Annotated in this window: 25 protein-coding genes; 17 read left to right on the forward strand and 8 right to left on the reverse strand. The window is 70.6% G+C overall.

The window, feature by feature from the left end:
• The first annotated feature begins 20 nt into the window (after positions 1-20).
• Positions 21-464 carry a MarR family winged helix-turn-helix transcriptional regulator gene (locus ACK4UM_RS09440; RefSeq protein ID WP_409798119.1) on the forward strand — a complete coding sequence of 148 codons (444 nt, stop codon included), beginning with the start codon at positions 21-23 and terminating at the stop codon, positions 462-464.
• A 7-nt stretch (positions 465-471) separates the two neighbouring features.
• Here the strand turns inward: ACK4UM_RS09440 and ACK4UM_RS09445 are convergent, their stop codons facing one another.
• Positions 472-939, reverse strand: a complete 468-nt coding sequence (locus ACK4UM_RS09445) for a MerR family transcriptional regulator (protein WP_409798120.1) — start codon at positions 937-939, stop codon at positions 472-474.
• Between the two features lie 80 nt (positions 940-1,019).
• Between ACK4UM_RS09445 and ACK4UM_RS09450 the strand changes: the two genes are divergently transcribed.
• On the forward strand, positions 1,020-1,976 hold the full coding sequence (locus tag ACK4UM_RS09450; RefSeq protein ID WP_409798122.1) for an SDR family NAD(P)-dependent oxidoreductase: 957 nt from the start codon (positions 1,020-1,022) through the stop codon (positions 1,974-1,976).
• Here ACK4UM_RS09450 and ACK4UM_RS09455 read toward each other — a convergent pair.
• Positions 1,963-2,697 carry an anti-sigma factor domain-containing protein gene (locus ACK4UM_RS09455; RefSeq protein ID WP_409798124.1) on the reverse strand — a complete coding sequence of 245 codons (735 nt, stop codon included), beginning with the start codon at positions 2,695-2,697 and terminating at the stop codon, positions 1,963-1,965. The two genes, ACK4UM_RS09450 and ACK4UM_RS09455, sit on opposite strands and share 14 nt — an antisense overlap.
• The gene (locus ACK4UM_RS09460; RefSeq protein ID WP_409798125.1) at positions 2,694-3,281 is read right to left on the reverse strand and encodes an RNA polymerase sigma factor; all 588 of its coding nucleotides are present in this window, start codon (positions 3,279-3,281) and stop codon (positions 2,694-2,696) included. The genes ACK4UM_RS09455 and ACK4UM_RS09460 overlap by 4 nt, the downstream gene beginning before the upstream one ends.
• 188 nt (positions 3,282-3,469) lie before the next feature.
• Between ACK4UM_RS09460 and ACK4UM_RS09465 the strand changes: the two genes are divergently transcribed.
• Positions 3,470-4,252: a DUF4394 domain-containing protein gene (locus ACK4UM_RS09465; protein WP_409798127.1), complete on the forward strand. Its 783-nt coding sequence runs from the start codon at positions 3,470-3,472 to the stop codon at positions 4,250-4,252.
• 245 nt (positions 4,253-4,497) lie between these two features.
• On the opposite strand, the gene ACK4UM_RS09470 is transcribed toward ACK4UM_RS09465, so the two are convergent.
• Positions 4,498-5,115, reverse strand: coding sequence for a TetR/AcrR family transcriptional regulator (locus ACK4UM_RS09470; RefSeq protein ID WP_409798129.1), 618 nt, complete (start codon positions 5,113-5,115; stop codon positions 4,498-4,500).
• An 80-nt stretch (positions 5,116-5,195) separates the two neighbouring features.
• On the opposite strand from ACK4UM_RS09470, the gene ACK4UM_RS09475 reads away from it, so the two are divergent.
• The gene (locus ACK4UM_RS09475; protein ID WP_409798131.1) at positions 5,196-5,414 is read left to right on the forward strand and encodes a hypothetical protein; all 219 of its coding nucleotides are present in this window, start codon (positions 5,196-5,198) and stop codon (positions 5,412-5,414) included.
• Positions 5,415-5,426: 12 nt separating this feature from the next.
• Positions 5,427-5,879: a nuclear transport factor 2 family protein gene (locus tag ACK4UM_RS09480; RefSeq protein ID WP_409798133.1), complete on the forward strand. Its 453-nt coding sequence runs from the start codon at positions 5,427-5,429 to the stop codon at positions 5,877-5,879.
• Positions 5,880-5,894: 15 nt separating this feature from the next.
• Here the strand turns inward: ACK4UM_RS09480 and ACK4UM_RS09485 are convergent, their stop codons facing one another.
• The 3 genes from ACK4UM_RS09485 to ACK4UM_RS09495 form a co-directional block, all read right to left on the reverse strand.
• Entirely contained in the window at positions 5,895-6,566 is a 672-nt protein-coding gene (locus ACK4UM_RS09485; protein ID WP_409798135.1) for a response regulator, read from the reverse strand.
• A gap of 122 nt (positions 6,567-6,688) precedes the next feature.
• The gene (locus ACK4UM_RS09490) at positions 6,689-7,096 is read right to left on the reverse strand and encodes a hypothetical protein (RefSeq protein ID WP_409798137.1); all 408 of its coding nucleotides are present in this window, start codon (positions 7,094-7,096) and stop codon (positions 6,689-6,691) included.
• Positions 7,097-7,104: 8 nt separating this feature from the next.
• A complete protein-coding gene (locus ACK4UM_RS09495; RefSeq protein ID WP_409798139.1) occupies positions 7,105-7,932 on the reverse strand; it encodes a manganese catalase family protein in 828 nt (275 codons plus the stop codon).
• A gap of 174 nt (positions 7,933-8,106) precedes the next feature.
• On the opposite strand from ACK4UM_RS09495, the gene ACK4UM_RS09500 reads away from it, so the two are divergent.
• The 5 genes from ACK4UM_RS09500 to ACK4UM_RS09520 all read left to right on the forward strand — a co-directional run bounded on the left by ACK4UM_RS09500 (position 8,107) and on the right by ACK4UM_RS09520 (position 12,887).
• On the forward strand, positions 8,107-8,886 hold the full coding sequence (locus tag ACK4UM_RS09500) for an ABC transporter ATP-binding protein (protein WP_409798140.1): 780 nt from the start codon (positions 8,107-8,109) through the stop codon (positions 8,884-8,886).
• Positions 8,879-9,583 (forward strand): ABC transporter ATP-binding protein, encoded by a 705-nt coding sequence (locus tag ACK4UM_RS09505; protein ID WP_409798142.1) that lies wholly within the window; start codon positions 8,879-8,881, stop codon positions 9,581-9,583. Before ACK4UM_RS09500 ends, ACK4UM_RS09505 begins: the two co-directional genes overlap by 8 nt.
• A 27-nt stretch (positions 9,584-9,610) precedes the next feature.
• A complete protein-coding gene (locus ACK4UM_RS09510) occupies positions 9,611-10,816 on the forward strand; it encodes an ABC transporter substrate-binding protein (RefSeq protein WP_409798144.1) in 1,206 nt (401 codons plus the stop codon).
• 191 nt (positions 10,817-11,007) lie between these two features.
• Positions 11,008-11,841 (forward strand): branched-chain amino acid ABC transporter permease, encoded by an 834-nt coding sequence (locus tag ACK4UM_RS09515; RefSeq protein WP_409798248.1) that lies wholly within the window; start codon positions 11,008-11,010, stop codon positions 11,839-11,841.
• A gap of 14 nt (positions 11,842-11,855) precedes the next feature.
• A complete protein-coding gene (locus tag ACK4UM_RS09520; RefSeq protein ID WP_409798146.1) occupies positions 11,856-12,887 on the forward strand; it encodes a branched-chain amino acid ABC transporter permease in 1,032 nt (343 codons plus the stop codon).
• Positions 12,888-13,218: 331 nt separating this feature from the next.
• Here ACK4UM_RS09520 and ACK4UM_RS09525 read toward each other — a convergent pair whose 3' ends face one another.
• Positions 13,219-13,953, reverse strand: coding sequence for a class I SAM-dependent methyltransferase (locus tag ACK4UM_RS09525; RefSeq protein ID WP_409798147.1), 735 nt, complete (start codon positions 13,951-13,953; stop codon positions 13,219-13,221).
• Between the two features lie 211 nt (positions 13,954-14,164).
• Here ACK4UM_RS09525 and ACK4UM_RS09530 point away from each other — a divergent pair, with 211 nt between their 5' ends.
• The 7 genes from ACK4UM_RS09530 to fliQ are packed head-to-tail and all read left to right on the forward strand — an operon-like array spanning position 14,165 to position 19,467.
• Complete coding sequence (locus ACK4UM_RS09530; RefSeq protein WP_409798149.1) at positions 14,165-15,415, forward strand: flagellar hook protein FlgE; 1,251 nt, start codon at positions 14,165-14,167, stop codon at positions 15,413-15,415.
• Positions 15,416-15,468: 53 nt separating this feature from the next.
• Positions 15,469-16,932, forward strand: a complete 1,464-nt coding sequence (flgK, locus tag ACK4UM_RS09535) for a flagellar hook-associated protein FlgK (protein WP_409798151.1) — start codon at positions 15,469-15,471, stop codon at positions 16,930-16,932.
• Between the two features lie 5 nt (positions 16,933-16,937).
• Positions 16,938-17,987, forward strand: coding sequence for a flagellar hook-associated family protein (locus ACK4UM_RS09540; RefSeq protein WP_409798153.1), 1,050 nt, complete (start codon positions 16,938-16,940; stop codon positions 17,985-17,987).
• Between the two features lie 15 nt (positions 17,988-18,002).
• The gene (gene flaF / locus ACK4UM_RS09545; protein ID WP_409798155.1) at positions 18,003-18,350 is read left to right on the forward strand and encodes a flagellar biosynthesis regulator FlaF; all 348 of its coding nucleotides are present in this window, start codon (positions 18,003-18,005) and stop codon (positions 18,348-18,350) included.
• Positions 18,347-18,769 carry a flagellar biosynthesis repressor FlbT gene (flbT, locus tag ACK4UM_RS09550; protein ID WP_409798157.1) on the forward strand — a complete coding sequence of 141 codons (423 nt, stop codon included), beginning with the start codon at positions 18,347-18,349 and terminating at the stop codon, positions 18,767-18,769. Before flaF ends, flbT begins: the two co-directional genes overlap by 4 nt.
• A 30-nt stretch (positions 18,770-18,799) precedes the next feature.
• On the forward strand, positions 18,800-19,201 hold the full coding sequence (gene flgD / locus ACK4UM_RS09555; protein ID WP_409798158.1) for a flagellar hook assembly protein FlgD: 402 nt from the start codon (positions 18,800-18,802) through the stop codon (positions 19,199-19,201).
• The gene (fliQ, locus tag ACK4UM_RS09560) at positions 19,201-19,467 is read left to right on the forward strand and encodes a flagellar biosynthesis protein FliQ (RefSeq protein ID WP_409798160.1); all 267 of its coding nucleotides are present in this window, start codon (positions 19,201-19,203) and stop codon (positions 19,465-19,467) included. Before flgD ends, fliQ begins: the two co-directional genes overlap by 1 nt.
• The last annotated feature ends 22 nt before the right edge of the window (positions 19,468-19,489 follow it).

Here is a 19,489-nt window from a genome sequence, read left to right on the forward strand (position 1 = left end):
CGGAGCCGTCGGGGCGGGACATGCGACAGGACGACACGGCCGAGCTCGAAGCGCTCCTCGGCGCCGTGCGCGCGCTCTACGGCGCGATCGAGCGGTTCGACGGGCGCGTCGCCGCCGCGCTCGGCATCGATCGCACGGCCCTGCGCGCGGTGAATGCGATGGAGGCGGGCGCGGTGAGCCCGACGCGGCTCGGCGGCGAGCTCGGCCTCGCGAGCGGCTCGGTGACCGCGTTGCTCGATCGGCTGGAGCGGGCCGGCCATGTCGAGCGCGTGGCCGCGGCCGACGATCGCCGCCGCCGCGATGCGCGCCTGACCGCCTCCGCCAGGAGAGCCGCCGACGCCGCCTACGGGCGCCTCGGCGCCGCCATCGGACAGGCCTTCGCCGACGCCCCGCCCGAGGAGATCGCCGCCGCCCGCGATGCCGTGGCCCGGCTCGCGCACGCCTTCGACGCCGCGGCTCGGTGAGCGTGCGTCAGCGCGCGGGCGCGCGACGCCGCAACGGTGGCGCGCTCCGCGCGGACGCCTCCAGCGTCGCGCAGGCATCGCCGCCGAGCGTGTTCGGCATCGCGGGCTTCGGCCCCGTGCCGCCTTTCGCGATCCAGGCCTCGATCGCGGCGAGATAGGCGTCCAGCGCCTCGATCTCGGCGCGCTTCTCGGCGAGTTCGCGCCGCTTCTGCGCGACGATCCCGGCGCTCGTCGCGAGCGTGACCGCGCCGCGATCGTAGAGGGCCAGAAAGCCGGCGATCTCGCGCAGCGAGAAGCCGAGCGACTGGGCGAGGCGGATGAGCCGCACGCGCTCGACATGCTCCTCGCCGAAGAGGCGATAGCCGTTGCCGGAGGGGTGCTCTTCCGCCCGCAGCAGCCCCTTGCGCTCGTAGAAACGGATCGCGGTGCGCGGGACGCCCGTCGCCTGCTCGAAATCGCGGATCGTCATCGCCATCGCGGAAAAAGCCTCTTGACCGTGCACCTTGGTGCACAGTCTAGCGTGCGCGCCTCCATCGCGACAAGGAGGTTCGCATCGTGACGACATCGAAGCAGAACAAGGGTCTCATCCTCGTGACGGGATGCTCGACCGGCATCGGGCGCGCGACCGCTCTGCGTCTCGCGCACGAGGGCTACCGCGTGTTCGCGGGCGTGCGGCGGCAGGCGGACGGGCGGGGGCTCGAGGAGGAGGTGCTGTCGACGGACGCCTCCGGAACGCTCGCGCCGATCCTGCTCGACGTGACGCGCGACGCCGACGTCGAGGCCGCCGTCGCGCGCGTGCGCGAGGTCTCGGCCGGGGAGGGGCTCGTCGCCCTCGTCAACAATGCCGGGCGAAACCTCGTCGCGCCCTTCGAGCACACGGACCCGGCCGACGCGGCCCATCTGATGGCGGTCAATCTGATGGGCCCGCTCGCGCTCGCACGCGCGCTCCTGCCCGATCTCGCGCGCGCGGCATCGCGTCGGCGCACGGCGAAGATCGTCAATGTGGGCTCGGTCGGCAGCCATTTCGGCCTGCCCTGGGAGGCCTGGTACCACGCCTCCAAATTCGCGCTCCTCGGCATCGGCGAGGGCTTGCGCGCGGAGCTCTACGCGCAGAACGTGCGCGTCACCACGATCTGCCCCGGCGGCATCCGCACGCCCTTCATCGGCGCGACGGGCGCCCAGGCGCAGGCCGCGATCGCCGCGCTCCCGCCCGAGCGGCGCGAGACCTATGCCGCCGGCCTCGCCGCCTTCGCGCGCACCGCGGGCGCGGTCGACCGCCTCGGCAGCCCGCCCGAGCGCGTGGCGACGGCGATCCTGCGCGTCGTCGAGCGGCGAGACCCGCCCGCGCGGGTGCTCGTCGGCCCCGACGCGCATCTCCTCCACGGCCTCAAGCGCTGGCTGCCGGAGGCCGTCCACGGCGCGCTCGTGCGCGCGCTTCTCGCGCCCCGCGCGCGGCCCGCCGACGTGGCAGGCGGCGTGCCGAATGATGCGCGACCCCTCACTCCTCCCTGACGAGCCGCCCCGTATAGACGACGTCCCCCGTCGGCGTGCCCGTCGGCGAGCCGCCCTCGGGCTCGACGCTCACCGCGAGCAGCGCGCCGGGGGAGAGCGCGAAGGGGAGGGGGCGCGCGCCGTCCGCGACGAGGCCGAGCGAGCGCGGCGCGGCGCCCTCGGCGACGTACCAGAGTTCCAGCGTGCGCTCTGGCGGGGCCTCGGCCGCGAGGTCGATGATGCGCACGAGGCCTGCCGCGAGGTCGATGCGCACGACGAGCGCCGGCAGCGCCTCCCCGCGATCGACGATCGCGAGATAGCTCTCGCCGGCAGGCGTCGACGGCGGCGCCACCGGCTCCCGGGGAGCGGCGACGAAGACGACGAGCAGCGCCGCGAGCGCGCTCGCGAGGATCGCGTTCGCGCGCCAGCGCCCACGCGAGCGACGCATGGCGAGAAGCGCCGCGGCGGGAACGAGGTCCGCGCGGGCGGCTCCCTCTCCCGATCGGCCCGCGGCATCGGCGCCGATCGCGGCGGCGATGCGCGACCACACGCGAGCCGGCGGCGCCTGCGGGGGGATCGCGTCGGCGAGCGGGCGAAGGCGCTCCTCCCAGGCGCGGACCGCACGCCGCGCGTCGGCGTCCTCGTCGAGGCGTCGGGCGAAGGCGCGCCGCTCGTCCTCCGGCAAGGTGCCGAGCACGTATTCGCCCGCCAGGGCTTCGAGGTCGTCCGGCTCGTCGCTCATCGGGCATCACCGAGGCAGGAGCGCAGGCTCTGGAGCCCGCGATGGAGCTGCACCTTCACGGTGCCCACCTTGCGATCGTAACGCCGTGCGAGGTCCTCGCGCGAGAAGCCCCCGCAATAGGCCGCGACGATCATCGCGCGCAGGTCGGCGGGAAGGAGGCCGAGGCAGCGCGCGAGCGCGGCGCGGTCGGCGAGCCTCTCGGCTGCGTCGGTGGGGTCGGGGATCGCGGCGAAGGGGTCGCCGCCCTCCTCGTCGGGCGCGAGCGTGACCTCGCGCCGGCGCCGCGCGACGTCGATCGCGCGGTTGCGGGCGAGCGTGACGAGCCACGTCATCGGCCGCCCGAGATCGGGATCGAAGCGCTCCGCACGGCGCCAGACGAGGACGAAGACGTCCTGCAGGACCTCCTCGGCGAGCGCGTGGTCGCGCAGGATCGCGCGCACGATCCCGAACAGGCGATCGGCGGTGCGCTCGTAGAGGCGTGCGCAGGCGCTCGAATCCTCGCGCGCGATCGCGGCGAGGAGATCGGCGAGATCCTCCTCATCCCCCTCCGGCCCCACGCGCGGCGCGGCGCGTTCGATCGACACCTGGAGCCCTCCCGTTCCGACTTGCGCGAGGGAAGCTAGGGCGTGGCCGGAAAAAACCACCCGCTGCCGCCGTGGAAAAAAATCGCCTCCGTCGTAACCCGCCGGCCCCCCCGCACGTACCTCGCCTTCGCCGGCCGCGATCGATCCGCTCGCCGAGGCCGGCGACGCCACGAACAGGAGATCTCGAGATGACCCGCATGATCCTTCCCGCGACGCTTCTCGCCGCCACCGCCCTCGGCACGCCCGCGAGCGCGCTGACGCTCGCGGCCCTCGTCGACGACGCGACGATCGCCATCGTCGACATCGAGCGCCTCGCAACCGTGCGCGAGGTCGCGGTGAGCGGGCTCGACGGGGCCCTTCTCGGCATCGACGTCCGCTCGAGCGACGGTCTGCTCTACGGCGTCGTCGCCGACGGGACGATCGTGACGATCGACCCCGAGACCGGGGCCGCCTCGGAGGTTTCCCGGCTGGACACGATGCTGCCCGAGGGCGTCGCGGCGATCGTCGACTTCAACCCTGCCGCCGACCGCCTGCGCCTGATGGGCTCGGACGGCACGAGCCTGCGCGTGAACGTCGACACCGGCGAGGTGGTGGTGGACGGAAGCCACGCCTTCGCCGCGGGCGACGCGTTCGCCGAGGCGACGCCGCGGATCGTCACGGGCGCCTATACGAACGCGATCGGCCGTCCGTCCTCGACGATGCTCTTCAACATCGACGAAGGGGCCGGGGCCCTCGTCCTGCAGGACCCGCCCAACGACGGCGTCCTCAACACGGTCGGCGCGCTCGGCCTCGACGCGACGGGCTTCGCGATGGACATCCACACGCCGCAGGAGGGCGAGAACGTCGCCTATCTCATGGCGGACGCGCGTCTCGCGACGGTCGATCTGGGGACCGGCGAGGCGACCGAGATCGGCCGGGTCGAGGGTCTCGACGGGGATGTGCGCGACATCGCGATCCTGCCGGCGATGTGAGGCGACGCCGGAAGCCACGGAATCAGGCAATACGCCCCTTGGTTGTCATCCCGGACGCCGAAGGCGATCCGGGACCCATGAACACGACGGCGGTTTCGCAGCCTGTAGGCTGCGTTGCGCCACATGATCGACGCTGCCCGGTCGCGCAACGAGCGCGCATGCGCGCTCGACCAATCGTCGAGTCTCTGGGTCCCGGGTCCGCTTCGCGGCCCGGGATGACAGCCCCTGGTTCGCCCGCGCATTGCTCACCGCGCGCGCAGGCCCTCGATCAGCGTATCCGCCACGCTTCCCGTGAGCGCGGCGAGCGCGGGCGCGTCGGAGGGGCCGGTGCGGCCGTCGATCGCCAGCGTCGCGAGGCCGTGGACGAGCGCCCAGGCGGCGAGCGCGTGGGTGCCGGCGGGGTCGGCGCGCAGGCGGCGGGCCGCGACGCCCTCGGCGATCGTCGCGCGCAGGATATCGAAGGCGGCCGCGCTCGCGTCGCGCAGGGCAGCGTCCGGATGGTTCGCGAGCTCGGCGCCGAACATCAGCCGCGAGCGGGCGGGCGCGTGCCCGGCGAAGGCGACGTAGCCTTGCGCGATCGCGCGCAGGCGCGCGACCGGGTCGGCGCCGGCCTCGTCGCGCGCGGCTTCGAGCGCGGCGCGCAAATCCTCAAAGGCACGCGTCGCGACGGCGGCGAGAAGCGCGCGGCGATCGGCGAAATGGTTGTAGGGCGCGTTGTGGCTCACCCCCGCCGCACGCGCGACCTCGCGCAGGCCGAAGGACGCGCTGCCGGTCTCCGCCATCAGCCGCTCGGCGGCGGCGAGGAGGGCGGCGCGCAGATCGCCGTGGTGATAGGGGCGGCTCTTCGGGGCGTGCGTGGTCATGCGCGATGGATCGCACGAACATGTTGACAGCGTCAACACATGATGCAATGTTGACATCGTCAACTTCTCAGGAGGCCCTCATGTCCCCCACGACGCTCCGCACCGCGATCCGCTGGACCCACATCGTCGTCGGCTCCTTCCTCGCCGCTTACGTCTGCTCGCCGCTCCACCTCGACCCGACGGCGACGCTGATCGCGCGCGCCTCGCTGGTGCCGCTCGTCGCGCTGTCGGGTCTCGCGCTGTGGCAGCAGGGCCGCCTGCAGCGCCTGTTCCGCCGCCCGCGCCTCGCCCGCGCCTGACCGGAGGCCGCCATGTATCACGCCATCGTCCGCCGCCGCGTCGCCGCGACCTTCGCGAGCCTCGACCGGGGCGATTACGAGCCCGCGCTCGCCGGCATGGCCGAGCGCTTCGAGCATCGCTTTCTGGGCGAGCATCCGCTCGGCGGCACGCGGCATACGAAGGAGGGCATGCGTCGCTGGTTCGAGCGCCTGTTCCGATTGAACCGCACGCTACGCTTCGAGGTGCACCGCATCGCCGTCGCCGGCTGGCCGGGCGATACCACGGCGACGGTCGAGTGGACCGATCGCGCCACGCTCGCGGACGGCTCCGACTACGTGAACAGCGGCGTGCACGTCGTGCGCATGCGCTGGTTCTCGGTCGTCTCGATCCACGCCTATCTCGATACCGCGATCTGGCAGGACGCCTGCGCCAGGCTCGCGGCGGGCGGCATCGCCGAGGCCGCGGCCGCGCCGATCGAGGATTGAACACGGACTGACCCGTCACTCGATCGAGGCGGGAGCCTTCGCGGTGGCGCCGACCTTCGAGGCGGCGATCACGGCCTGGGTGCGGCTCTCGACGCCGAGCTTCTGCAGGATGGCCGAGACGTGGGCCTTCACGGTGGCCTCCGACACGCTCAGCTCGTAGGCGATCTGCTTGTTGAGGAGCCCCTCGGAGAGCATCATCAGCACGCGCACCTGCTGGGGGGTGAGCGTCGCGAGGCGGCGCGAGATCTCGACCGCCTCGTCGTCCTCGCGGGCATGCAGGTCGACGTCCGGCGGCGTCCAGGCGTCGCCGGCGAGCACCGCGCGGATCGCCTCGCCGATGGCGCCGATGTCGAGGGATTTCGGCACGAAGCCCGAGGCGCCGAAGCCGATCGCGCGGCGGATCACCACCGGATCCTCGTTGGCCGAGACGATGACGACCGGGATGTCGGGATGTTGCGCGCGCAGGTAGATGAGGCCGGAATAGCCCTGGACGCCCGGCATCGTCAGGTCGAGGAGGACGAGGTCGACGCTCGGCTCCCGGGCGAGGACGGCGACGAGCTCGTCGAGGCCGCCGGCCTCCACCACGGTCGCATCCTCCAGGAACCCGCCGAGCGCCTGTCGCAGCGCGCCCCGGAACAGGGGGTGATCGTCGGCGATGACGATCGTGGTTCGAGGGTCCTTGTTCACGCTGTCCTCCCCAGGCTTTGACAGCCATATTGCGGGGATGCGCGCGGCAGCGCAACATCCATGCGCGTATTGCGATGGATGTCCCCACGCGAGACGCGTTTCTCGCGCGGGGAAGTGGGCACTCAACCGGCGAGACGGGCCTCGAGCCGCACGCGGAGGCTCCGGCGCCCGGCGCGGCCGACCACAAGCGCCTCGATCGGGAGCCCCGCCGCGAGGAGGGGCGCGATGAGCCGCGCGTCGCGCCCGGCCAAATACCCGAGGGTGCGGCCCTCGCCGTCGCGCGCGGCGAGGCTGTCGCGCGAGAAGCGGCGCTCGGGGGCGGGGGCGAGCGCGAGGCGCGTGCCGGAGGGCGGCGGGCTCGGTACGATCTCGCCACCGGAAATCGTGCTCTCGGCGAGCGCGACGAGGCGCGCGTCCCCTCCCGCGTCCCGCCCGAGCGCGCCGGCCCGCGCCGCCCCGGCGCCCGCGGCGAGCGCGAACCCGGAGCCGAGCGCCGCGAGCGCGGCGCGCCTGTCGATCGCCGTCTTCATGGCCGACCTCACATCTGCTCTTCCTGGGCGCCGGAGCCCGGCGGCGGCGGGGCGAGCTCGGGCTCCTCGCCGAGCGGCTCCATGTGGCGGGCGGAGAACTCGCCCCGGCCGTCCATCGTCGGCCCCTGCGACCAGCGCCCTTCGGGCGGCGCGCTGCCGTCGGCCTGGAAGCCGAGGAGGACGTGGCTGAAGTCCTGGTTCTCCTGGTCGAGCGGGAAGGAATTGGGGATCGGCATTGCCGCCTGCAGCCCGCCCATGTCCTCGATCGCGGCGAGCCATTGCTGCTGGTGCATGTTGTCGCGCGCGATCAGGAAGGCGAGCATCTCGCGCATGCCGGGATCCTGCGTCATGCCGTAGAGGCGCGTCGCGAGCGCGCGTCCGGTCGCTTCCGCCGTGACGTTGGCGAGCATGTCGGCGGCGAGGTTGCCGCTCGCATAGACGTGCGAGGCGTCGAAGGGCACGCCCTCCGCATCCGCCGGCAGCGCCGCGAGCCCGGTCGAGAGGATGTGGCGCAGGTTCATGCCGTTCATCACGTGGCCGGCGACGGGGTCCTGCGCGGCCTCCTCCTGCATCGAGAGCGGCGCGCCCTCGAGATTGAGCGCAACCGCGGTCGCGAGCATCTCGATATGGCCGAGCTCCTCGGCGGCGGTGTTCATGAGGAGATCGCGATGGCGACCGTCGCCGCCGCGCGCGCCGAAGGCTTGGAACATGTATTGGAGCGCGACGCGCACCTCGCCTTCGACGCCGCCGATGGCCTGCTGCAGCGCGCGGGCGAAAACGGGATTGGGACTTTCGACCCGGACGGGGAATTGAAGGCGGTTGTCCACATAGAACATCGAGGCTCTCCCATGAGCTTATGCCAGCGTTCGCGATCGACGCGCAGCCTCGCAAAGCGCGGACGGGACAATCGTTCCGACAGCCGAGATTCGTGAAGAAAACCGGTTCCGCAGCTTGACCGAGAACCGGAAACGCGCTCAAACTGCAAAAAAATGGTCCAAAGAGGGGACCTGATGACCGACGCCGTTATCCTGGAGACGCAGGACCTGACGAAAGAGTTCAAGGGATTTACGGCGGTTTCCGCCGTCAATCTCAAGGTTCGTCGTGGTTCGATACACGCCTTGATCGGCCCGAACGGGGCCGGAAAGACGACGTGCTTCAATCTCATCACGAAGTTTCTCGACCCGACGCGCGGCAAGATCATCTACAACGGTCAGGACATCACTCGCACCAAGCCTGCGGACATCGCACGCATGGGCATGGTGCGCAGCTTCCAGATCTCCGCGACCTTTCCTCATCTGACGCTGCTCGAGAACGTGCGCGTCGGCCTCCAGCGCGCGCTGGGGACCTCGTTCCACTTCTGGCGCTCGGAGGAGAGCCTGTCGTCGCTCAATGCCCGCGCGATGGAGCTGCTCGAGGACGTCGGTCTCGCGCCCTATGCCCGTCTGACGGCGGGCGAGCTGCCCTACGGCCGCAAGCGCGCGCTCGAGATCGCCACCACCCTCGCGCTCGACCCGGAGCTCCTCCTCCTCGACGAGCCGACCTCCGGCATGGGCCGCGAGGACATCGGCCGAGTCGCGGCGCTCATCCGCCGCGTGGCGCAGAACCGGACGGTGCTGATGGTCGAGCACAATCTCTCCGTCGTCTCCGATCTGTCGGACCGGATCACCGTGCTCGCGCGCGGCGAGATCCTGGCCGAGGGGCCCTATTCGGAGGTGTCGGAGAACCCGGCCGTGGTCGAGGCCTATATGGGCAGCGGCCTGGGCAAGGACGCGGGGGCGCATCATGGCTGAGCCGCTCCTGAAGGTCGACGATCTCCACGCCTGGTACGGCGAGAGCCACATCCTGCACGGGATGTCGTTCGAGATCGGGGAGGGCGAGGTCGTCACGCTGCTCGGCCGCAACGGCGCCGGCAAGACGACGACCATGCGCGCGCTCATGGGCATCGTGAAGAGCCGCTCGGGCTCGATCCGCTACGACGGCGTCGAGACGATCGGCATGCGCTCCGACAAGATCGCCCGGCTCGGCATCGGCTACGTGCCGGAGGAGCGCGGCATCTTCGCGAGCCTCAACGTGCGCGAGAATCTCGAATTGCCGCCCGTCGTGCGCCCCGGCGGCATGAGCGTGGAGGAGGTCTACGGCCTCTTCCCGCGGCTCCTCGAGCGCAAGAGCAGCCAGGGCACCAAGCTCTCGGGCGGCGAGCAGCAGATGCTCGCGATCGCCCGCATCCTGCGCACGGGCGCCAAGCTCCTGCTCCTCGACGAGCCGACGGAGGGGCTCGCACCGGTGATCGTCCAGCAGATCGGCGAGATCATCCGCAGCCTCAAGCAGAAGGGCTTCACCATCCTGCTCGTCGAGCAGAACTTCCACTTCGCCGCCACCGTCGCCGACAGGCACTACATCGTCGAGCACGGCCATGTCGCGGAGATGATCAGAAACGAGGACGTCGGCTCGAGCCTCGACAAGCTGCAAGAATATCTCGGCGTCTGAGCCGCGCCGCAACGGAGGAGGAGAACCATGTCGACGAAAACGCTGTTCATGGGATTGGCGGCCGCGGCTTTCATGGCGAGCTCGAGCGTGAGCGCGCAGACGCTCGTGCGGATCGGCGTCCTGAACGACCAGTCCGGCCTCTATTCGGATCTCACCGGCCAGGGCTCCGTCTGGGCCGCGCGCAAGGCGGTGGAGGATTTCGACGCGGCCGCCCACGGGCTCACCGTCGAGATCGTCTCGGCCGACCACCAGAACCGCCCCGACGTCGGCTCGACCGTCGCGCGTCAATGGTACGACCGCGACGGCGTGCACATGATCGTCGACGTGCCGACCTCGTCGGTGGCGCTCGCCGTCAACGAGCTCACGCGCGAGCGCAACAAGGTGTTCATCTCGTCCGGCGCGGCGACGTCGGACCTGACCGGCGCGGCCTGCTCGCCGAACACCGTCCACTGGACCTACGACACCTGGTCGCTCGCCAACGGCACCGGCCGCGCGATCGTGGAGACGGGCGGCGAGAGCTGGTTCTTCATCACGGCGGACTATGCCTTCGGCCACGCGCTCGAGCGCGACACGATGGCGGTCGTCCAGGAATCGGGCGGCGACGTGCGCGGCTCCGTGCGCCATCCCTTCCCGGGCTCGGACTTCTCCTCCTTCCTCCTGCAGGCGCAGGCGTCGGGCGCCCAGATCATCGGGCTCGCCAATGCCGGCGGCGACACCGTCAACTCGGTCAAGCAGGCGGCGGAATTCGGCATCGTCCAGGGCGGCCAGAACCTCGCCGCGCTCCTGATGTTCATCACCGACGTCCACGCGCTCGGCCTGAACGACGCCCAGGGCCTCCTGTTCACGGAAGCCTGGTACTGGGACATGACGGACGAGAACCGCGCCTTCGCGGAGGAATTCGCCGCCGCCAACCGCGGCAACAAGCCGACCATGGTCCAGGCGGGCGTCTATTCGGGCGTCCTCCATTATCTCAAGGCGGTCGCCGAGGTCGGCTCGCCGGAGGACGGCGCGGCGGTCGTCGAGAAGATGAAGGAGATGCCCACCGAGGATCCGCTCTTCGGCGAGGGCGAGATCCGCGCGGACGGGCGCAAGATCCACGACATGTATCTCTTCGAGGTCAAGGCGCCGGGCGACTCGACCGGTCCGTGGGACTATTACAACCTGCGCGCCACGATCCCCGCCGATCAGGCCTTCCGTCCCCTCGAGGAGGGCGGCTGCGCGCTCGTGAACTGAGCCTACCGGCCGAACCAGCGTCCCCGCGGGCCGGCCTCCGGCCCGCGGGGATCCGCCCGCCGAAATCCCCGAGCCCGGCAAGTCGCCGGGCCCGGCAAATCCCCAAGCCCGGCTAGTCCCCAAGCCCGACAGGACGAGAGACCGTGTTCGAGCTCCTCGGCATACCGCCCCAACTCTTCTTCGCGCAGCTGATGCTCGGGCTGATCAACGGCGCCTTCTACGCCGTGCTCAGTCTGGGCCTGGCGGTCATCTTCGGGCTCCTGAACGTGATCAACTTCACGCACGGGGCGCAGTACATGATGGGCGCCTTCGTCGCCTACATCCTGCTCACCGTGGCGGGCGTTCCCTACTGGGGCGCGCTCGTGATCGCGCCGATCCTGGTGGGCGCGCTCGGCATCGCCATCGAGCGCACCATGCTGCGGCGGCTCTACCATCTCGACCACCTCTACGGGCTCCTCCTCACCTTCGGCCTCGCGCTGATCATCGAGGGCCTGTTCCGCACCCAATACGGCGTCTCCGGGCAGCCCTATCCGAACCCGCTGCCGGGCGGGCAGAATCTCGGCTTCATGTTCCTGCCGAACTACCGCGCCTGGGTCGTCGTCGCCTCGCTCGTCGTCTGCTTCGGCACCTGGTACATGATCGAGCGCACCAAGCTCGGCTCGTACTTGCGCGCGGCGACGGAGCGGCCGGATCTCGTCCAGGCCTTCGGCATCAACGTGCCCCTGATGATCACGCTGACCTATGGCTTCGGCGTCGCGCTCGCCGCCTTCGCGGGCGTGCTGGCCGCGCCCATCTACCAGGTCTCGCCGATGATGGGCGCCAACCTGATCATCGTCGTCTTCGCGGTCGTGGTGATCGGCGGCATGGGCTCGATCATGGGCGCGATCGTGACGGGCTACACGCTCGGGATCATCGAGGGCCTCACGCGCGTGTTCTACCCGGAGGCCTCCAACACCGTGATCTTCGTCATCATGGCGATCGTCCTTCTCATCAAACCCGCCGGCCTCTTCGGCACCGCGAAGTGACAGGGAAGCGCGCCATGGCCACCGAGACGATCACCAAATCCGCCGTCGAGCGCGAGAAGCGCGCCGTTCTCGCCGCGCCGGTCGCCGAGCCGCTCTCGCCCGCGACGAAGGCGCTGATCGCGGGGCTCCTCGTCTTCGCGCTCGTCGCGCCCTTCGTGCTCTACCCGATCTACCTGATCAAGGTGCTCTGCTTCGCGCTGTTCGCCTGCGCGTTCAACCTCCTGATCGGCTATGTCGGGCTCCTCTCCTTCGGCCACGCGATGTTCTTCGGCGGGGCCTCCTATTTCACCGGCCACATCGTCAAGGTGTGGGGCTGGTCGACGGAATTGTCGATCCTCGCCGGCACGCTCGCGGCGGGGCTGATGGGGCTCGTCGCCGGCTCGATCGCGATCCGTCGACAAGGCATCTATTTCGCGATGGTGACGCTCGCGCTCGCGCAGATGTTCTACTTCTTCTGCCTGCAGGCGCCCTTCACCGGCGGCGAGGACGGTATCCAGGCGATCCCGCGCCGGCCGCTCTTCGGCATCATCGACCTGCGCAACGACGTGAACCTCTATTACGTCGTCCTGGCGATCTTCCTGTTCGGCTTTCTCGTGGTCTACCGCGCGATCCACTCCCCCTTCGGTCAGGTGCTGAAATCGATCCGCGAGAACGAGCCCCGCGCCGTCTCGCTCGGCTACAAGACCGACCAGTACAAGCTCCTCGCCTTCACCCTCTCGGCCACGCTCGCCGGGCTCGCCGGCGCGACGAAGGCGATCGCCTTCCAGATCGCCTCGCTCACCGACGTCGCCTGGCAGATGTCGGGCGAGGTCGTGCTGATGACGCTCGTCGGCGGCATAGGCACCGTGTTCGGCCCCGTCGTCGGCGCCGCCGTGATCGTGACGATGCAGAACTACCTCGCCGGCTTCGGCGAATGGGTGCTCGTCATCCAGGGCGCGATCTTCGTCGTGGTCGTGCTGCTCTTCCGGCGCGGCATCGTCGGCGAGGCGATGGCCTATGCCGAACGCCGCCGCCGCCGCGAGGAGGAGAAGAAGGCGGGGGATTGAGGCGAGGCTTCGACATCCCCGTAAGGACCATCGGTTCTCTCCGTGTCATCCCCGGCCGGAGCACGCGCAGCGTGCGCAGGGAAAGGGGACCCAGCACAGGAAGAGGCTTGCGGAGCAAGCGCTCGCGCCGCCGACCAGGCGGCTGGTCGCCGCAAGCAAGTGCTTGCTTCGCAAGCGATTTTCGTGCTGGGTCCCCTTCCCCTCCGGTCGCAAGCGACCTCCGGCCGGGGATGACACCGGTGAAGCCGCCCCGCGGGAAGACGCGACGCGGCACCAGCGGGGATCTTTGTCGCGATCGGCAAGACCGATTCGGTGACGGCCCGAGGGACGCTCACGCCCCGTTGGCGCTCGGCGACGGGACCAGGACCGGCACGAAGCGCGCGCCGCGGCGGGTCTGGCGGACCATCAGCGGCCGGTGGAGCTGCTTGACGGCCTCGACCACGTGCACCCCCGCGAAGGGCAGCGAGAGCCGCGTGCCGATCCGCTCGAGCGCGCCGGCCGCGGAGAGCGTCGCCCGCTTCGGCACCGGCGGTACGTAGAGCGTCTCGGTCCAGGTCTCGGGCGTGAACAGCGTGCGCCGCATCAGCGCCTTCAGCTGCCCCCGCGAATAGGGCTGGCCGTGGCCGAAGGGCGTCGTGTCCATGCGCGCCCAGAGCCCCGAGCGGTTCGGCACCACGACCGCGAGCCGCCCGCCCGGCGCCAGCACCCGCCACGTCTCGTAGAAGAGCTCGGCCGGGTCCTCGCTCGTCTCGAGCGCGTGCGCGATGAGCACGCGGTCGAGGCAGGCGTCGGGCAGCGGCAGCATCAGCGAGTCGGCGAGCGAGGAGCACACGCGCGCGTCCTCCGGCCAGGCGACGACGCCCTGCCGCGCCGGCATGAAGGCGATGACGCGCTCGGCCGTGAAGCGGGCCGCCTCGAGATAGGGCGTCGCGTAGCCGAGCCCCATCACCCGCGCGCCCGCCGGCGGCGCGAGGAAGCCCGCGAGCGCGCGGCTCACGTAACGTTGCGCGATTTCACCGAGAGGGCTCGCATAGAAGGCCCGCAAGGCGACGACGTCGAGCGACATGGACTTTGGTCGTCCTCCCCGCGCGTAGCATTGGCCAAACCCGCGCCTCGGCGCAAGACCGGGACCGCACGCGCAGATGTGCCGCCCTGTCGCCCTCCGCCCATCGCGCGATCCGCCGATCGTGCGAGCGGACATCGCCGCCGTCGGGGAAAGCCACGCGCAAGGTCGCGCTGGTGAACTGCCCGCGACGAACCACTCAGGAGACGTGGCCATGAGCCTCTACGGCGTGATGCGCACGGGCGTGTCGGGAATGTCGGCCCAGTCGAGCAAGCTCGCGACGGTCGCCGACAACATCGCGAATGCCAACACCAACGGCTACAAGCGCTCCTTCACGGAGTTCTCGTCGCTGATCCTCGGCAACAATTCCGGGCAGTACACGTCCGGCGGCGTGGTCACCAACGTGCGGCACGCGATCTCGCAGCAGGGCGCCCTGACCTTCACCCAATCGGCCACCGATCTCGCGGTGCAGGGCAACGGCTTCTTCGTGGTCTCGGACGCCGGCGGCACCCCCTTCCTGACCCGTGCGGGCGCCTTCGTGCCGAACGGCGCGGGCGATCTCGTCAACGCCGCGGGCTTCCGGCTGATGGGCGTGCCGATCGACGGCGGCTCGGGCATCGTGGTCAACTCGCTGCAGGGGCTCCAGCCCATCAACGTCGCCCAGACGGCGCTCGAGGCGACGCCCTCGCGCACCGGCGTCTTCGCGGCGAACGTGAACTCGAACGCGGACGTGATCGCCCCGGGCGCGCTGCCCGCCGACAACGTCGCGGGCTCGACCTACACCTCCACGTCCTCCCTCGTCGCCTTCGACAATCTCGGCAACACCGTCATCCTCGACGTCTATTTCGCCAAGACCGGGCCGAACACCTGGCAGGCGAGCGTCTTCAACCGCGCCGACGCGGCCCCGGGCGGCGGCTTCCCCTATGCCGGCGGCCCGCTCGACACGGTCACGCTCGGCTTCGACCCGACGACCGGCGCCGCGACCGGCGCGCCCGGCTTCAACATCGCCATCCCGAACGGCCAGCCCCTCGCGCTCGACCTCTCGCGCATGACGCAGGTCGCGGCGGATTACACGGTGATGGCGGCGGCGGTCGACGGCAACGCCCCTTCGGCGATCCGCGACGTCGAGATCGGCGGGGACGGCATCGTCTGGGCGATCTTCGAGAACGGCGAGCGCCGCGCCACCTGGCGGGTGCCGCTCGCGAACGTGGCGAGCCCGGACAATCTGCGTCCGGAGGCCGGCAACGTCTTCTCGATCGGCCTCGAATCCGGCGAGGTCCGCCTCGGCATGCCCGGCGAGGGCGGCCTCGGCGGGATCGTCTCCGGGGCGCTCGAGCAGTCGAACGTCGACCTCGCCTCGGAGCTGACCTCCATGATCGAGTCCCAGCGCAGCTACACGGCGAATTCCAAGGTCTTCCAGACCGGCGCCGAGCTGCTCGACGTGCTCGTCAACCTGAAGCGCTGAGCGCGTAGGACGCGCCCGAGCCGGCGCGCTCCGGCCAACGAGGACAACAGAAGATGTCGCTCTCCCTCGCCCTCAACTCCGCCACGTCCGGGCTCGCGACCAACGCGCAGCAGACCGCGATCGTCGCGCGCAACATCACCGGCGCGAGCGAGGCCGGCTTCAACCGCAAGACCGCGCTCGTGGCGACGTCGGGGCTCGGGACGAGCTTCGTCGCCTCGATCGGGCGCGCGGCGGACCGGGCCCTGTTCACCCGCATGATCGAGGCGACGTCCGACGCCGCCGCGCGCACCGCCTATCTCGACGGGCTCCAGCGGCTCGCCGCGACGATCGGCGATCCGCAGGACGATTATTCCGTCGCCGGCGCGCTCGGCGCCTTCTCGAACGCGCTCCAGATGCAGGCCGAGACGCCGAGCGACCCGATTCTCGCCGCTGCCAGCCTCTCGCGCGCCAAGGATCTGGCCGAGCGCATCGGCAATGCCGCGCAGACCGTGCAGGGCGCCCGCGCCATCGCGGATGCCGAGATGGCGACCTCGGTCGACACGATCAACGACCTCCTCGCCCGCTTCGAGACGGTCAACCGCGCGATCGTGGTCGGCACGACCACGGGCGCGGACATCACCGACCACCTCGACACCCGCGAGCGCATCCTCACCGCTCTGTCGCGCGAGATCGGCATCACCACGCTGACGCGCGGCGACAACGACATGGTGATCTATACCGACAGCGGCGTGACGCTCTTCGAGCGCAGCGCCCGCGCCGTCACCTTCGAGCGCACCTTCGCCTACCAGGCGGGGCTGCCCGGCAAGAACGTCTTCGCCGACGGCGTGCCGATCGTCGGGCCGGACGCGACGATGCGCGTCAAGAGCGGCGCGCTCGCGGGGCATGCGGCCCTGCGCGACGTCGCCGCGCCGACCTATCAGCGCCAGATCGACGAGATCGCGCGCGGCCTGATCATGGCATTCGCCGAGAGCGACGTCTCCGGCGGCGGCGGCCCCGATCTCGCCGGCCTGTTCGGCTGGCCGGGCGGGCCGGCGCTTCCCGGGGCGCTGCCGATCGACGGGCTCGCGAGCACGATCCGCGTCAACCCGCTCGCCGATCCGGAGACCGGCGGCGCGCTCGCGCTCATCCGCGACGGCGGCTTCAACGGGGCCGCCTACGTGGCCAACGGCACGGGCGCCGCCTCCTTCTCCGACCGGCTGCGCGGCATGCTCGCCGCGCTCGAAGCGCCCCAGGCATTCGATCCGGGGGCTGGCGTCAACCCGTCGGCGAGCCTCTCGCGCTTCGCGGCGAGCTCCGTCTCCTGGCTCGAGGCCGCCCGCCAGCACGCGGATCGCGAGGCGACCTACCACACGACCTTCCTCGAGCGCACCGCCGAGGCCTTGTCGAACAAGACGGGCGTCAATCTCGACGAAGAGCTCGCCCTGATGCTCGAACTCGAGCGCAGTTACGGCGCGTCCGCGCGCATCATCAAGGCGGTCGACACGATGCTCGCCGCCCTTCTCGACGCGGTGAGGTGACCCCCATGAAGACGACCGCCGTCTCCACCCAGGCGATCGCGAACGCCACGAGGCTCTCGCTCGTCAAGCTGCAATCCGAGCTCGCGCGCGGATCGCAGGAATTGTCCTCCGGCCGCCATGCGGACGTGGGGCTCGCCATCGGCGCGCGCACGGGGCGCAGCGTCGAATTGCGCGGCGATCTCTCCCGCATCGCCACCATGCTGGACACGAACGGCCTCGTCGCGAGCCGGCTCGACACCGTCCAGGCCGCGCTGACCAGCGCGCGCGGCACCGCCGAGGAGTTCTTCGGCATGCTGATCGCGCTGCGCGACAATCCGAACGCGCTCGAGATCGCCGGCCAGCAGGCGGAGGTCAATCTGCGCGGGCTGATCGGCACGCTGAATTCCAACCTCGCCGGCCAATACCTGTTCGCCGGCATCAACACCGACGAGCCGCCGCTCGCCAATTATTTCGGCACGCCCTCTCCGGCGCGGGACGCGGTGCGCAACTCCTTCGAGACGCATTTCGGCTTCCCGCCGAACGATCCCGCCGCCGCCGCGCTGAGCCGCGCCGACATCGACGACTTCGTCGCCACGACCTTCGGCGCGCTCTTCGACGATCCCTCCTGGGGCACGCTGTTCTCGCAGGCCTCCGACCAGACGATCGTCAGCCGGATCTCGACGAACGAGACCATCTCCTCCTCGGTGAGCGCCAACGAGCGCGGCGTCCGCGATCTGTTCATGGCCTACACGCTCCTCGCCGATATCGGCCAGGGCAGCGCGCTCACCGGCGGGGCCATGCAGGCCGTGCTCGAGCGCGCGCTCGACGGGGTCGGGAGCGCGATCCCGCAATTCACCACCATCCAGGCCCGCTTGGGCGTGGTGCAGAACCGCGTCGCGGACGCCTCCGAGCGGATGGCGATCCAGCGCGACATCCTCACGAAGCAGGTGACCGGCCTCGAGAACGTCGATCCGTTCGAGACCGCGACGCGCGTCAACGCGCTGATGAGCCAGATCGAGATCTCCTACAGCGTCACGGCACGGGTCCGGTCTCTGAGCCTGATCCGCTACCTCTGACAAGACGAGGCGAGCATGTACCAATTCTCCTATGCCGAAGTCGTCCAGGACACCTTCAGCGACACGCGTGCGCGCGAGCGCGAGGCGGTCGAGCACGGGATCTCGCTCCTGCGCCGTGCGCAGGCGGCGGGCGTCGCCTCCCGCGAGACGATCGAGGCGCTGCACTACGTGCGCCAGCTCTGGGCGATCCTGATCGAGGATCTCGCCCAGGGCGAGAACGACCTGCCCGTCAAGCTGCGCGCGGACCTCATCTCGATCGGGCTGTGGGTCCTGCGCGAGGCCGAGGCGCTGCGGCTGCGCCGCACCGAGGATTTCCAGGACATCATCGACATCAACGTCATGATCGCGGAGGGCCTGCGATGAGCCGCTCGACCCTTCGCCTGACGCTGCGCGCCGGCGAGCGCATCTTCGTCAACGGCGCCGTGCTGCGCGCCGAGCGCAAGACCACGCTCGAACTCCTCAACGACGCGACCTTCCTCCTCGAGCACCACGTGATGCAGCCCGAGGAGACGACGAGCCCGCTGCGGCAGCTCTACTTCGTCATCCAGACGATGTTCGTCGATCCCGCCGCCGCGGGCCAGGCCGCGCTCCTCTACGAGCGCTATCTGGCGGGGGCGCGGCGCGCCTTCACCAGCGCGGCGATCCTCGAGGGCCTCGCCGCCCTCGAGAGCCAGATGCAGGCCGATCGGCGCCTCGACGCGCTCAAGACCCTGCGCGCCCTCTTTCCCGCCGAGGACGCGATCCTCGGAGCGACCCCCGTTCCAGCGATCCGCGCGGCCTGACCGCGCGGAGAGCCTCAGGAGATATCGAGCATGGACGTCGCCGCCGCCTCCCCCAACACCGCGCCAGGCGCCCCGCGCGAGAGCGCGCGCGCGAGCCAGGGCAGCATGGACTACGATTCGTTCCTGCGCCTCCTCATCGCCCAGATGAAGAACCAGGACCCGTTGAACCCGATGGACCCGAGCGACCACGTCGCCCAGCTCGCGACCTTCTCGATGGTCGAGCAGGCGATGATCACCAATCGCAAGCTCGACGGGCTCCTCTCGGCGACCTCGCTCGCCAACGCCTCCGACCTCATCGGCCGCACCGCGACATCGGCCGACGGGCTCGCGTCGGGCAAGATCACCGGCGTGCGCCTCACCGACCAGGGCCCGGTCGCGACGCTCGAGGGCGGCGCGAGCCTGCCCATCGGCCCCGGCGTGAGGCTCTCCTGATGAACGCGGTCGACGCGCTGGACATGGTCCAGGAGGCGATCTGGACGGTGATGATCGCCTCCGGCCCCTCGATCGGCATCGCGATGATCGTCGGCGTCGCGATCGCCCTCTTCCAGGCCCTGACCCAGGTCCAGGAGATGACGCTCACCTTCATCCCGAAGATCGTCGCGATCCTCGTGATGATCCTCGTCACCGCCCCCTTCATCGGCGCGCAGCTCTTCACCTTCACCGAGCAGGTCTACGGGCGCATCGAGCGGGGGTTCTGAGCGCCACCGCGTCTCGTCGGGG

This window comes from Salinarimonas sp. (assembly GCF_046292825.1).
Taxonomy (GTDB): domain Bacteria; phylum Pseudomonadota; class Alphaproteobacteria; order Rhizobiales; family Beijerinckiaceae; genus Salinarimonas.

Bases quoted from the DNA above. Each gene is read 5' to 3' on its own strand.
- ACK4UM_RS09440 (WP_409798119.1), top strand. From the start codon at position 21: ATGCGACAGGACGACACGGCCGAGCTCGAAGCGCTCCTCGGCGCCGTG.
- ACK4UM_RS09520 (WP_409798146.1), top strand. From the start codon at position 11,856: ATGGCCACCGAGACGATCACCAAATCCGCCGTCGAGCGCGAGAAGCGC.
- flgD (WP_409798158.1), top strand. From the start codon at position 18,800: ATGGACGTCGCCGCCGCCTCCCCCAACACCGCGCCAGGCGCCCCGCGC.
- ACK4UM_RS09495 (WP_409798139.1), bottom strand. From the start codon at position 7,932: ATGTTCTATGTGGACAACCGCCTTCAATTCCCCGTCCGGGTCGAAAGT.
- flgK (WP_409798151.1), top strand. From the start codon at position 15,469: ATGTCGCTCTCCCTCGCCCTCAACTCCGCCACGTCCGGGCTCGCGACC.
- fliQ (WP_409798160.1), top strand. From the start codon at position 19,201: ATGAACGCGGTCGACGCGCTGGACATGGTCCAGGAGGCGATCTGGACG.
- ACK4UM_RS09505 (WP_409798142.1), top strand. From the start codon at position 8,879: ATGGCTGAGCCGCTCCTGAAGGTCGACGATCTCCACGCCTGGTACGGC.
- ACK4UM_RS09540 (WP_409798153.1), top strand. From the start codon at position 16,938: ATGAAGACGACCGCCGTCTCCACCCAGGCGATCGCGAACGCCACGAGG.
- ACK4UM_RS09490 (WP_409798137.1), bottom strand. From the start codon at position 7,096: ATGAAGACGGCGATCGACAGGCGCGCCGCGCTCGCGGCGCTCGGCTCC.
- ACK4UM_RS09480 (WP_409798133.1), top strand. From the start codon at position 5,427: ATGTATCACGCCATCGTCCGCCGCCGCGTCGCCGCGACCTTCGCGAGC.
- ACK4UM_RS09525 (WP_409798147.1), bottom strand. From the start codon at position 13,953: ATGTCGCTCGACGTCGTCGCCTTGCGGGCCTTCTATGCGAGCCCTCTC.
- ACK4UM_RS09530 (WP_409798149.1), top strand. From the start codon at position 14,165: ATGAGCCTCTACGGCGTGATGCGCACGGGCGTGTCGGGAATGTCGGCC.
- ACK4UM_RS09500 (WP_409798140.1), top strand. From the start codon at position 8,107: ATGACCGACGCCGTTATCCTGGAGACGCAGGACCTGACGAAAGAGTTC.
- ACK4UM_RS09475 (WP_409798131.1), top strand. From the start codon at position 5,196: ATGTCCCCCACGACGCTCCGCACCGCGATCCGCTGGACCCACATCGTC.
- ACK4UM_RS09515 (WP_409798248.1), top strand. From the start codon at position 11,008: ATGCTCGGGCTGATCAACGGCGCCTTCTACGCCGTGCTCAGTCTGGGC.
- ACK4UM_RS09510 (WP_409798144.1), top strand. From the start codon at position 9,611: ATGTCGACGAAAACGCTGTTCATGGGATTGGCGGCCGCGGCTTTCATG.
- ACK4UM_RS09445 (WP_409798120.1), bottom strand. From the start codon at position 939: ATGGCGATGACGATCCGCGATTTCGAGCAGGCGACGGGCGTCCCGCGC.
- flaF (WP_409798155.1), top strand. From the start codon at position 18,003: ATGTACCAATTCTCCTATGCCGAAGTCGTCCAGGACACCTTCAGCGAC.
- flbT (WP_409798157.1), top strand. From the start codon at position 18,347: ATGAGCCGCTCGACCCTTCGCCTGACGCTGCGCGCCGGCGAGCGCATC.
- ACK4UM_RS09470 (WP_409798129.1), bottom strand. From the start codon at position 5,115: ATGACCACGCACGCCCCGAAGAGCCGCCCCTATCACCACGGCGATCTG.
- ACK4UM_RS09455 (WP_409798124.1), bottom strand. From the start codon at position 2,697: ATGAGCGACGAGCCGGACGACCTCGAAGCCCTGGCGGGCGAATACGTG.
- ACK4UM_RS09465 (WP_409798127.1), top strand. From the start codon at position 3,470: ATGACCCGCATGATCCTTCCCGCGACGCTTCTCGCCGCCACCGCCCTC.